Consider the following 12379-nt stretch of genomic DNA (forward strand, 5'->3'; position numbering starts at 1 on the left):
GTGGCGGAAAAGCGGCGGCAGAACCAGGATGCGATCAAGCGCGAGATTGGCGAGCAGGGCGCGCCGCCCCAGGATTCGGCGGCCGACGCTGCCACACCGGCCAAGGCCAAACGGCCCGCAGGCCGGCGCAAGGCCCCGCCGCTCGAACATTGCGCGCCCGACGCGCCGCCACACGAAGGCCCGCCCCATGAAGCCTACGCGATCCGCGCCCTGGTGCTGCAGGGCGGCGGAGCGCTCGGTTCCTACCAGGCCGGCGTGTACCAGGGCCTGGCCGAAGGCGGCATCCATCCGAACTGGATTGCCGGGATCTCGATCGGCGCGCTGAACGCGGCGGTCATCGCCGGCAATCCGCCCGAAACGCGTGTCGCGCAGTTGCGGGCGTTCTGGGAATACATCTGCGCCCAGCCGTGGCTGCCCGGCCTGCCGCTGGACCTGCTCACCGAAGCCGCGCCGATGTGGCCGGAGCCCATGCGGATCTGGTTCGACGGCATCAACGCCACGCGCGCGCTGCTGGAAGGCCAGCGTGGCTTCTTCTCGCCGCGCAACATCGCCGACCTGTGGTCGCGTTTCGACGATCCGGGCAGCGCCAGCTACTACGACACCGCGCCGCTGAAGGCCACGCTGGAGCGTTTTGTTGATTTCGACCGGATCAACCGGCCCAGGGAAATGCGCGTGTCGGTGGGCGCCGTCAATGTTCGCACCGGCAATTTCGCGTACTTCGACAATACCCGCATGACGCTGCGCGCCGAGCATTTCATGGCCTCGGGCGCGCTGCCGCCGGGCTTTCCGGCCATCGAGATCGATGGCGAATACTACTGGGATGGCGGCCTGGTATCGAACACGCCGCTGCAGGAAGTGCTGTCCGCCCAGCCGCGGCGCGACGCGCTGATCTTCCAGGTGGACCTGTGGAGTGCACGCGGCAAGCTGCCGCACAACCTGCTGGATGTGGCCGAGCGCCAGAAGGACATCCAGTTCTCCAGCCGCACGCGAGCCATCACGGACGTCATGCGCGAACAGCAGAACTATCGCCGCATGCTGAGCGAGCTGATGGCGCTGGTGCCGCCGTCAAGGCGCGACGACCCGTGGTACAAGCGCGCCGCCGACCACGCCTGCGACGCCCGCCGCAATGTGATCCAGCTGATCTATCGCGACAAGAGCTTCGAAGGCAGCGCCAAGGACTACCAGTTTGGCGTTTTGACGATGCACGAGCACTGGTCCAGCGGGCTTGAGGATATCCGCGACACGCTCAAGCATCCGCACTGGCTGGCGATGCCCGGCCCCGAACGGCCGTTTGTCACGCATGACGTGCATCGCGGCAACGGCGACTGAGGGCGCGGCCCGGCCTGACGCGGGCCTCCACCCTTATTCGACCACCACCTTCGCCAGTTCGGGCTTCGGGGGCGGGTAGTCGGGGCGCAGCTTGTCGAAGGTGACTTGCAGGATTTCCGCCACCATCAGGTTGCGGTGGCTTTTCGAATCGGCCGGCACGATGTACCACGGGGCCTCGGGCGTGGCCGTGGCCGCAATGGCGTCCTCGTAGGCGTCCTGGTATTCCTTCCAGAACTTGCGTTCGGCCAGGTCCTGCATGTCGAACTTCCAGTGCTTCTGCGGATCGGCAATCCGTTCCTCCAGCCGCTGCTTCTGCTCGCCTTTCGATATATGCAGGAAGCACTTGACGATGGTGGTGCCGGTTTCCACCAGCATCTGCTCGAACTCGCGGATCTGCCGGTAGCGACGCTTGCATTCGGCGTCGTCGATCCAGCCATGCACGCGCGTGATCAGCACGTCTTCGTAGTGGCTGCGGTTGAAGATCACGATCTCGCCCTTGCGCGGCACCTGGGCATGCACGCGCCACAGGTAGTCGCGCGCCAGTTCCTCGGGCGTGGGCGCCTTGAAGCTGGCGACGCGAACGCCTAACGGATCGAAGCTGCGGAAGACGGAACGCACGGTGCCGTCCTTGCCGCTGGTGTCCATGCCCTGCAGCACGATCAGCAGCTTGTGCTTGTGTTCGGCGTAGAAGATGTCCTGCACGGCGTCGAGCTGGGTGCTCAACTCGGCAAGGTGGGCGGTGTCGGACGCCTTGTTGCCCGTGGACAGCGGTTTGCTGCCGGCGTCGAAGTTGGCAAGCTTGAACTGCTTGCCCGAGGTGATACCGAAATCGTCCAGGCTCATGGGCTCTCCGGTGGCGGGGCCGGTGTTGCCCCGCGTTCCACACGGTCCCCGCCAAGTGCGGGGGCGAGCCCTAATGGTCAGGCAGGGAGCGTCGCCAGGTCAATAGACCCTTCGAACACGGTCGTGGCCGGGCCGGTCATCTGCACCGGCTGGCCCACGCCCTGCCAGGCGATGCTGAGGTCACCGCCATGCGTATGCACTCTGACCGGCGAATCGAGCAGGCCACGGCGGATGCCGGCAACCACGGCGGCGCACGCGCCGGTGCCGCAGGCCAGCGTTTCGCCCGCGCCACGTTCGAACACGCGCAGGTTGATCGTGTGGCGATCGACGATGGCCATGAAGCCGGCGTTGACGCGGTTCGGGAATGACTTGTGGTGCTCGATCACGGGGCCGTCCTGCAGCACGGGGAACTGCTCGACGTCATCCACCACCTGCACGGCGTGCGGGTTGCCCATCGACACGGCGGAAATCCATTCGGTGCGGCCGTTGACTTCGAGGCCGTACAGCGTGTCGTCGCCCTCGGTGCGGGTCGGCAGGCCGTCGGCTACGAACGGCACACGCGCCGGCGTCAGCTCGGGCGCGCCCATGTCCACGGTGACCTGGCCGTCGTCCTGCAGCGTCAGCGTGATCACGCCGTTCATGACTTCCACGCGCACGGACCGCTTGTCGGTCATGCCCTTGTCGGTGACAAAGCGGACGAAACAGCGGGCGCCGTTGCCGCAGTGCTCCACCTCGCCGCCGTCGGCGTTGAAAATGCGGTAGCGGAAGTCCACGTCATCGCGCGCGGATTTCTCGACGATCAGGATCTGGTCTGCACCGATGCCGAAATGGCGGCTTGCCAGCGCGCGCCACTGCGCATCGGTCAGGTCGAGCTTCTGGTGGATGCCGTCCAGCACGATGAAATCGTTGCCGGCGCCGTGCATCTTGGTGAACTGGAGTTTCATGGTGCCGATTGTAATCAGTAGATGTCCGGTTCGCCGGGCGGCCGGTGCTTGAAGCGCTTGTGTACCCAGTAATAGTCGGCGATGCGCGGACGGATCGCCTCTTCGAAGAACGCATTCATGCGCCGGGTGTCGTCCGTGACACTTTCGCCGGGATAGTCGTCCCAGGGCGGCAGCAGGTGCAGCACGTAGCCCTGGTAGTCGGGCAACTGCTCGGTATAGATCGGTACCACCCGGGCGCCGGCCAGACGCGCCAGGCGCGAGACCGACGTCAGCGTCAGCGCCTGCACACCGAAGAATGGTACGAATTCCGAGTCGCGCTCGCCGAAGTCCATGTCGGAAATCAGTTGCAGTGCCTCGCCCTTCTTCAGCACCCGCAGGATGTTACGCACGCTGTCGTTGCGCGAGATCATGTTGGCGCCGAAGCGGCCGCGCGCCACCTTCAGGAAATCGTCGAACAGCCGGTTCTTCTGCACCGTGTACAGCGATGCGCCGGAGCGGCCGACGTTGTCGCGCAGGTGCATGGTCAGGCGGATGGCGCCCGCTTCCAGGCCCGACAGGTGCAGCGTCACCAGGATATGCGGTGTGCCGTCGAGGGCCGGCAGGTTGCCGTGGTCCTTGATCTGCACCAGGCGGCGCATCTTGGCTTCGCCGCAGGTCCAGAAGATGCCGCCTTCGGCAAAGCTGCGGAACACCTTGCGGTAGGTTTCGCGCGCCATGGCCTCGATCTCGGCGTCGCTGCGCTCCGGAAAACACAGGCGCAGGTTGGCGCGTACCACGTCGCGGCGCGGATTCGGCACCAGGTACAGGACGCTGCCCAGCGCCTCGCCAAAGCGGGCCACAAAGGCGTACGGGAGTTTGCCCAGCACCGTCAGCAGGCCGATGCCGAGCCAGGTAAAGATGCGGCTCATTGATTCTCGTTGTTGGTGACCGCCGGTGTGGCGTGGTCCATTTCAGGCGGCAGCACGGCCCCGGCCGGATGCTTGTAGCGGTTATATCCCCACAAATATTGCGTCGGGTCGATCACGATCAACTCTTCGATCGTTGCATTGATGACGGCGGACGCTGCAGCCGGGTCATCCGGCAGCATGCCGCCGTCGCACAGGATGCGCATATGCCCGCGGTACCCGGCGCCGCGCGGCAGGCGCTCGGCGTAGATCATAGCCACGGGGGCTCGCGTCAGTTGCTGCAGCCGATGCACCAGTGTCATCGAATAGGCCGGCTTGCCGTAGAACGGCGCCCAGGTGCCCTCACCGCCGCTCGGTACCTGATCTGGCAGGATGCCGACGTTCTCGCCGCGTTTGAGCGCCTTGACCAGCATGCGCACGCCGCGCGGCGTGGCCGGTGCCATCGCCATATTGGGCCGGGTGCGCATTTTTTCGACAAAGGCGCGCAGCCACGGCTGGTGCGGCGGCTTGAACAGGCACGTCACGCGGCCCATTTGCGAGAAGTGCCGCGGAAGTACCTCGAAACAACCCAGGTGCGGCGTCAGCACGATCAGGCCGTTGCCGGCCGCGCCGAGCCGGATCACTTCCGCCCACATGGCATCGAAATTGTCCGTGCGCACGGTGATGGCCTTGCGGCTCCAGAAGTACGGCATCTCCATGATCAGCCGGCCCGTGTGGCGTGCCGACTCCGCAATCATGGCCTCGGTGGCGTGCGGGAAGGCATGGCGAAAATTCGCCACCAGGCGCTGCCCGTAGCGGCCAGGCAGACGCGCCACCAGCAGCCCCAATGCACCGCCGATGGCGTGCAGAACGCGCAGTGGCAGGCGGGAGATAAGCCAGAACAGAAAGGTCATGTCGGTGCGGGCAAGACGAAGCCGGAAAAAGCGGAAAAAACCGCAGAAGCAGTCAGGGATTTCTGAGAAACGCCCGTTTCCTGCCGTTATTTGACGGATTAGCGGCCTGCAACGGAAGCAGCAGGGCGGTATAATACCTGCCATCGCCGAGTTAACTGACAACTTGCGGGGCGATGCTGCTCTTACGGGAGTGGCCTAAATACCGCTAAAGCGTCGCCGCACCGTTTCCGAGGGTGGCGCGCAATAGCCAACCTGGAGAAACTAGATCGTGTCGAACGATTTCCTTTTTACTTCGGAATCTGTTTCCGAAGGCCATCCCGACAAAGTCGCCGACCAGATTTCGGACGCCGTCCTGGACGCCATCCTTGCCCAGGACAAGTACGCCCGCGTGGCGGCCGAAACGCTTTGCAACACCGGTCTGGTGGTGCTGGCAGGTGAAATCACCACGACCGCCAACGTCGACTACATCCAGGTCGCACGCGACACCATCAAGCGCATCGGCTACGACAACACCGACTACGGCATCGACTACAAGGGTTGCGCCGTGCTGGTGGCGTACGACAAGCAGTCGCCGGACATCGCCCAGGGCGTGGACCGCGCATCGGACGACTACCTGAACCAGGGCGCTGGCGACCAGGGCCTGATGTTCGGCTACGCCTGCGACGAGACGCCGGAACTGATGCCGTTCCCGATCTACTACTCGCACCGCCTGGTCGAGCGCCAGTCGCAACTGCGCCGTGATGGCCGCCTGCCCTGGCTGCGTCCCGATGCGAAGTCGCAGGTGACCGTGCGCTACGTGGACGGCCGTCCGCACAGCGTGGACACCGTGGTGCTGTCGACCCAGCATTCGCCGGACATTTCGCAGGCGCAGATTCGCGAGGCCGTGATCGAGGAGATCATCAAGCCAGTGCTGCCGGCCGACATGCTGAAGGAAACCAAGTACCTGGTGAACCCGACCGGCCGTTTCGTGATCGGTGGTCCGCAGGGCGACTGCGGCTTGACCGGCCGCAAGATCATCGTCGACACCTACGGCGGTGCTTCGCCGCACGGTGGTGGCGCCTTCTCGGGCAAGGACCCGTCGAAGGTTGACCGCTCGGCTGCCTACGCTGCCCGCTACGTGGCCAAGAACGTGGTGGCCGCCGGCCTGGCGCGCCAGTGCCAGGTGCAGGTCAGCTACGCCATCGGCGTGGCCCGCCCGATCAACGTGACCGTGTACACCGAAGGCACCGGCAAGATCTCCGACGAGAAGATCGCCCAGCTGGTGCAGGAACACTTCGACCTGCGTCCGAAGGGTATCGTGGCGATGCTGGACCTGCTGCGCCCGATCTACGAAAAGACTGCCGCCTACGGCCACTTTGGCCGCGAGGAGCCGGAATTCTCGTGGGAAGCCACCGACAAGGCCGCCGCACTGCGCGCCGCCGCCGGCCTGTAAGCGCGCCACGCGCCTGCAAGGCTGCATGACCCCGCCGGTCCCCACGGGCCCGCGGGGTTTTTTGTTGCGCCGGCGTCACCGGGTCGGGCATCCGCATGGGGGTAGAATCCGGTCAACCTGAATTTATCGGAATTGCCATGTCCCTGGACCTGATCCGCACCCAGCCCTACACCGACTGGTCGCCCGAGGTAACGCCCGAGACGCGCGCCACGCTGCGCCGCGAACTGGAGCAGGGCGCCGTGCTGTACTTTCCGGACCTGGCCTTCCGCTTCCAGCCGGGTGAGGAACGCTTCCTGGACCCGCGCTATTCCGATGGCAAGTCGAAGAACATCAACCTGCGTGCCAATGACAACGCCGTGCGCGGCGCGGCCGGCACCGGGCAGGACCTGACCGATCTCTACAACCTGATCCATCGCTATGCCACGTCGAGCGAGCTGCTGATCCGTACGCTGTTCCCCGAGTATGTGGGCCACATGACGCGTGTCGGGACGTCGCTGCGCCCGAGCGAGATCGCGGGCCGCCCGGTGAGCTGGCGCAAGGACGATACGCGCCTGCATGTGGATTCGTTCCCGTCGAACCCGATGCTGGGCAAGCGCCTGCTGCGCGTGTTCCACAACATCGACCCCGAAGCGCCGCGCGTGTGGCGCGTGGGCGAGCCGTTTGGCGATTTTGCTACGCGATTCGTGCCGAAGACGCATGGCATGTGGCCGGGGCAAGCCTGGCTGATGAAGACGCTGCACATCACCAAGCGCGAGCGCAGCGAATACGATCACCGCATGCTGCAATTGCACGACCTGGCCAAGGCCGACCTGGACTACCAGAAGACCGTGCCGCAGCAGGAATTCCAGTTCCCGCCGGGCGCCACCTGGATCGTGTTCAGCGACCAGCTGCTGCACGCCGCCATGCGCGGCAAGGCGATGATGGAGCAGACGATCTACCTGGACCCGGCCGCGATTGGCGACCGCACCCATTCGCCCGAAGCCGTGCTGTCGCGCATGCTGGGCAAGCCGATGCTGGCCGCCTGAAGCAACCGGGCCGCCTGGACCGGCGGCGCCACGGTCACCGCAGCAACATCTTCAGCATCGACTCGAAGCGCTTGCCATAGGGCGGCTTGAGCAGCCCGGCGCCGTTCAGGCCGGCCTGGTAGAACACGGGCTTGAGCTTCGAGAACGTTTCGAAGCCGGCCTCGCCGTGATAGTTGCCCATCCCGCTGGGGCCCACGCCGCCGAATGGCAAATCGTCCTGGGCGATGTGGAACAGCGTGTCGTTGACGGTCACGCCACCGGCCACGGTCTGGCGCATCACGCGGTCCACCACGTCGCCCCCCTTGTCGAACACATAGAGCGCCAGCGGCCGCGGACGCGCGTTGACGAAGCCGATCGCGTCGTCGAGGCTGCGGTAGGCCACCACGGGCAGCACCGGCCCGAAAATCTCCTCCTGCATCGCGCGCACATCGTCGGGTACGTCGGTCAGCAGTACGGGCGGCAACTGGCGTACGGCGGCATTGGGGCCGGCATCGGTCAGCGGCACCACGCGTGCGCCAGCGGCCTGCGCAGCGTCGATCAGCGATACCAGGCGGTCGAAATGGCGCGGGCTGATGATGCTGGTGTAGTCGGGGTTGCGCGCGATATCGGGATAAAGCCGGCTCACCACGCGCCGCGCGGTTTCCACCAGACGGTCGCGCTGGTCGGCCGGCACCAGCACATAGTCTGGCGCAATGCACGTCTGGCCCGCATTGAGCAGCTTGCCCACCAGGATGCGCTCCACGGCGCGTTCGAAATCGGCACCCGGGCCGATGATGGCCGGCGACTTGCCGCCCAGTTCCAGCGTCACCGGCGTCAGGTTCGCGGCGGCGGCCTTCATCACGTGATGACCGACGCTGGTGGAGCCGGTGAACAGCAGATGGTCGAACGGCAGCGTGCTGAAGGCGGCGGCCACCTCGGCGTCGCCGTTGACAACCGCTATTTCGTCCGGCGCGAACGTGGCCTGTACCAGCCGCGCGAACAGTTCGGAAAACCGGGGCGTGTATTCGGACAGCTTGACCATGGCCCGGTTGCCGGCCGCCAGGGCGCCGGCCAGTGGCCCGATGGTCAGGTAGAGCGGATAGTTCCAGGGCACCACGATGCCGATCACGCCCAGCGGCTGCGGCACCAGGCGCGATTTGCCCGGCTTGAACCAGAGCCCGGTCTTCACCCGCCGCACGCGCATCCAGCGCTTGCCATGCCGCAGTGCGTCATCGATGCCGGAAATGCCTGGGAACACCTCCAGCAGCGCCGTCTCCTGGCGCGGCCGGTTCGTGAAATCGGCGCTGATGGCCGCCGCGATGGCGTCGTGGTTGTCGCGCACCAGTGCCTTGAGACGCCGCAGCCGGTCGGCCCGGATCGCCCAGGCCGGCGATTGGTCGTGCCGCGACGCGGCATGCATGGCGTTGAACACCGTGGACATGGCGGGCACTTCTCTCATCGGCGGTCTCCTTGGCGGGATCTGTTTTCCGTGGGCCATCGCGCACCATAAGGCAGAGCGCCCGTTATCGCAATGGAGGACACCTCCCAAACGCGGGGCGTGCGGCGGCGCGCGCTGGCCGGGCGGTTTCGGGGCCTGCCCCGCTTCACCACCCCGGCGGCAGCGCCTACACTGGACTTTCGCGGCGGGACGTCCGCCGGGGAATGGACCGGCACCGGACACGCGAGGAGACAGATGGAAACCACCTTTGACTATCTCGTCGTGGGCGCGGGCTCGGCAGGCTGTGCGCTGGCGGGGCGGCTGGCCGACAGCGGCAACGACACCATTGCGCTGCTGGAAACCGGCGCCCATGACCATCATGTGCTGGTACGCACACCTGCCGGCTGCGCGGCCATGCTGCCGCGTGCCGGCGCGCGCAACTACGGCTACCTGACCGCGCCCCAGCCCGGACTGGACGGCAGGCGCGGATATCAGCCACGCGGGCGCGGCCTGGGCGGGTCGTCGTCGATCAACGCCATGATCTATATGCGCGGACGGCCTGCCGACTACGATGGCTGGGCCGTCGCCGGCTGCGACGGCTGGTCGTGGGACGATGTGCTGCCGTACTTCCGCCGCGCCGAGTGCAATGAACGCGTGGCCGGCCATGACGACGATCCGCTGCACGGCGGCACCGGCCCCCTGCACGTCAGCGACCTGCGTTCGCCGAACCCGTTCGGCCAGCATTTCATCGATGCCGCGCAGCATGCGGGCATCGTGCGCAACGACGATTTCAACGGCGAGGAGCAGGAAGGCGTGGGCTGGTATCAGGTCACGCAGCACAATGGCGAGCGCTGGAACGCCGCGCGCGCCTACCTGCACGGCGGCAATGCCCGGGACCGCAACTGCAATGGCGGCCGCGGCCATCTGCATGTGATGACCGGCACGCAGGTATTGCGCATCGTGTTCGAAAAGCGCCGCGCCGTGGGCGTGCTGGCCTGGCGCGATGGCCAGGAAATCATGCTGCGGGCGCGCCGCGAAGTGATCGTGTCGGCCGGGGCGTTCGGATCGCCCCAGTTGCTGATGGCGTCAGGCGTTGGCCCGGCCGGCCATCTGCGCGAGCACGGTATCGATGTGGTGCATGACCTGCCCGGCGTCGGCGGCAACCTCCAGGATCATCTCGACATCATCCTCCACAAGCGCGTGGCGGCGTCCGACCTGTTCGGCATTTCGCTGGGAGGGGCAAGGCGCATCGTGGCCGAGTACCTGCGCTACCGGCGCGAGCGGACCGGCATGATGACGTCGAATTTTGCCGAGGCGGGCGCGTTCGTGCGCAGCCGTCCGGACCTGGCCGAACCCGACCTGCAACTGCACTTCGTGGTCGGGATGGCGGACAACCATATGCGGCGCATCAATCTTGGGCATGGCTATTCGTGCCATGTCTGCGTGCTGCGCCCGCGCAGCCGTGGCGAGGTCAGGCTGGCATCGGCCGACATGCGGGAAGCGCCGCGCATCGATCCGCGCTACCTGTCCGATCCGCAAGACATGGAATCGATGCTGGAAGGCCTGCGCATCGTGCGGCGGATCTTCATGCAGGCGCCGCTGGCGGTCTTCGGCGGGCGCGAACTGTACTCGGAGGCCTTGCGGCTCGACGGCAGCGACGATGACGCGGCGCGCGCGCTGATTCGCCGGCATGCGGACACGATCTATCACCCGGTGGGCACGTGCCGCATGGGCATGGATGCGCTGGCCGTGGTGGACCCGCAACTGCGGGTGCGTGGCGTGGAGGGGCTGCGGGTGGTGGATGCATCGATCATGCCGACGCTGGTTGGCGGCAATACCAATGCGCCGGCGATCATGATCGGGGAGCGCGCCCACGACCTGATCCGCTACGCGCCGCATGTGACGCTGCGGATCCGGGAGGCGGCGGTGGCGGACTGAGTCTGGCGCGACCCGCGTATTGCTGGCTCCCGTCTCCCGCGTGGCGGAAGACGGGAGCCAGGCACCACTTACGCCCAGGCTTAACCGCGCATCTGGAACTGGCCCACCATGTCGCGCAGGCGGCCGGCCTGTTCGTCCAGCGACTGGGCGGCGGCAGCGGCTTCTTCCACCAGCGCGGCGTTCTGCTGCGTGACCTGGTCCATCTGGCCCACGGCGTGACCCACCTGCTCGATGCCGGCGCTCTGCTCCTGCGAGGCCGCCGAGATTTCGGCGATGATGTCCGACACGCGCTTCACGGCCTGGCGGATATCGGTCATCGTCTTGCCTACTTCCTCGGCCTGGCCGGAGCCGGTGCGCACCGTGTCGACCGATGCCTCGATCAGTTCCTTGATTTCCTTGGCCGCGCTCGACGAACGTTGCGCCAGGCTGCGCACCTCGCCGGCCACCACCGCAAAGCCGCGGCCCTGCTCGCCGGCACGCGCCGCTTCCACGGCCGCGTTCAGCGCCAGGATGTTGGTCTGGAAGGCGATGCCTTCGATCAGGTTGGTGATCTCGGCGATACGCTCGGAGCTGCTGCTGATGGCACCCATCGTGCCCACCATCTGCTGCACCGACTGGTTGCCTTCATCGGCCACCAGCGCGGCGTTCGATGCCAGCGTCGATGCCTGGCGGGCGTTCTCGGCGTTCTGGCGCACGGTGGCGGTGAGCTGTTCCATGCTCGACGCCGTTTCTTCCAGCGATGCGGCCTGCTCTTCGGTGCGCGACGACAGGTCGACGTTGCCGGCGGCAATCTGCGCCGCGGCCACGCTCACCGAATCGGTGGAGCGGCGCACTTCGCGCAGCGTGCCTGCCACGCGGTCGATCAGCGCGTTGAACGACTGGGCGGTCAGGCCGATCTCGTCGAGACGATCAACCGGCGCGCGGTGATCGAGGTCGAGCGTCTTGCTGACGTGCTCCAGCGTGCCCTGGATCTCGTCCAGGCTGGTGCGGATGCGCTGGTACAGGCCGAAAGCCAGGAAGCCGGTCAGCCCGATGGCTACCAGGATGACGATGATGAATACGCGCACGGACGTGTGGTACTGCGCCTTGTTGAAGGCCACGGCCTGCTCGCCAAGCTTCGTGTTGTAGTCCAGGTGCTCGTCCAGGGACTTGCGCACGATGCTGGAGACCTTGTTCAGGTCGCCCGACGACAGCATTTGCAGCGTGGCGGCCCGGTCATCGGCGCGCGAACGCTCCAGGAATGCCGGAATCAGGCCACGAAACTGCTGGGCCGCCGCGCGATCGGCTTCGAGCAGCTTGCGATCCGAATCGTCGGAGATGTCCTCGCGCTCGTATTTCGCCATCAGGTCATCGAAACGCTTGAGCGACTTTTCCAGCGCCGCATCGGCTTCGGCCTGGGCGGCCTTGTCTTCGGCCAGCGCGTGGCGGTACAGGGCCACGCGTGTCATGGCGAACGCATTGCTGGCGGTGTTCAGGTCACGCACGCTGGCAAGCGTGTTGTCGTTGAAATACTCGAAACGGTCCTCGGCCTTGGACAGTTGCCATATACCGCCGAGGCCAACGAAAAGTAGCGCGAGTAATGCGAGGGACAGCGTAAGAAGCAGACGTTTGCTGATATTCATGGGGGTGGCATGGCGGCCACGTTACTTGGCG

10 protein-coding genes are annotated in these 12379 nt (G+C 66.2%); 4 read left to right on the forward strand and 6 right to left on the reverse strand.

Features of this window, described 5'->3' with window-relative positions; genetic code table 11:
* Nucleotides 1-1329, forward strand: coding sequence for a DUF3734 domain-containing protein (locus ACOABP_RS09870; protein WP_474224807.1), 1329 nt, complete (start codon nucleotides 1-3; stop codon nucleotides 1327-1329).
* A gap of 33 nt (nucleotides 1330-1362) precedes the next feature.
* On the opposite strand, the gene ACOABP_RS09875 is transcribed toward ACOABP_RS09870, so the two are convergent.
* The 4 genes from ACOABP_RS09875 to ACOABP_RS09890 form a co-directional block, all read right to left on the reverse strand.
* The gene (locus ACOABP_RS09875) at nucleotides 1363-2172 is read right to left on the reverse strand and encodes a polyphosphate kinase 2 family protein (protein WP_474224808.1); all 810 of its coding nucleotides are present in this window, start codon (nucleotides 2170-2172) and stop codon (nucleotides 1363-1365) included.
* 77 nt (nucleotides 2173-2249) lie between these two features.
* Entirely contained in the window at nucleotides 2250-3116 is an 867-nt protein-coding gene (gene dapF, locus ACOABP_RS09880; RefSeq protein ID WP_474224809.1) for a diaminopimelate epimerase, read from the reverse strand.
* A 14-nt stretch (nucleotides 3117-3130) separates the two neighbouring features.
* The gene (locus tag ACOABP_RS09885) at nucleotides 3131-4024 is read right to left on the reverse strand and encodes a lipid A biosynthesis lauroyl acyltransferase (RefSeq protein WP_474224810.1); all 894 of its coding nucleotides are present in this window, start codon (nucleotides 4022-4024) and stop codon (nucleotides 3131-3133) included.
* Nucleotides 4021-4914 (reverse strand): lysophospholipid acyltransferase family protein, encoded by an 894-nt coding sequence (locus ACOABP_RS09890; RefSeq protein ID WP_474224811.1) that lies wholly within the window; start codon nucleotides 4912-4914, stop codon nucleotides 4021-4023. The genes ACOABP_RS09885 and ACOABP_RS09890 overlap by 4 nt, the downstream gene beginning before the upstream one ends.
* A gap of 268 nt (nucleotides 4915-5182) precedes the next feature.
* On the opposite strand from ACOABP_RS09890, the gene metK reads away from it, so the two are divergent.
* Nucleotides 5183-6346, forward strand: a complete 1164-nt coding sequence (gene metK, locus ACOABP_RS09895; protein ID WP_066730659.1) for a methionine adenosyltransferase — start codon at nucleotides 5183-5185, stop codon at nucleotides 6344-6346.
* A gap of 137 nt (nucleotides 6347-6483) precedes the next feature.
* Complete coding sequence (locus tag ACOABP_RS09900; protein ID WP_474224813.1) at nucleotides 6484-7371, forward strand: Kdo hydroxylase family protein; 888 nt, start codon at nucleotides 6484-6486, stop codon at nucleotides 7369-7371.
* Nucleotides 7372-7405: 34 nt separating this feature from the next.
* Here ACOABP_RS09900 and ACOABP_RS09905 read toward each other — a convergent pair whose 3' ends face one another.
* Complete coding sequence (locus ACOABP_RS09905; RefSeq protein WP_474224815.1) at nucleotides 7406-8809, reverse strand: coniferyl aldehyde dehydrogenase; 1404 nt, start codon at nucleotides 8807-8809, stop codon at nucleotides 7406-7408.
* Nucleotides 8810-9043: 234 nt separating this feature from the next.
* Here ACOABP_RS09905 and ACOABP_RS09910 point away from each other — a divergent pair, with 234 nt between their 5' ends.
* Nucleotides 9044-10726 (forward strand): GMC family oxidoreductase, encoded by a 1683-nt coding sequence (locus tag ACOABP_RS09910; RefSeq protein ID WP_474224816.1) that lies wholly within the window; start codon nucleotides 9044-9046, stop codon nucleotides 10724-10726.
* Between the two features lie 80 nt (nucleotides 10727-10806).
* Here the strand turns inward: ACOABP_RS09910 and ACOABP_RS09915 are convergent, their stop codons facing one another.
* Nucleotides 10807-12348: a methyl-accepting chemotaxis protein gene (locus ACOABP_RS09915; protein WP_474224817.1), complete on the reverse strand. Its 1542-nt coding sequence runs from the start codon at nucleotides 12346-12348 to the stop codon at nucleotides 10807-10809.
* Nucleotides 12349-12379: the final 31 nt, after the last annotated feature.

It is taken from the genome of Cupriavidus sp. HE11 (assembly GCF_056097175.1).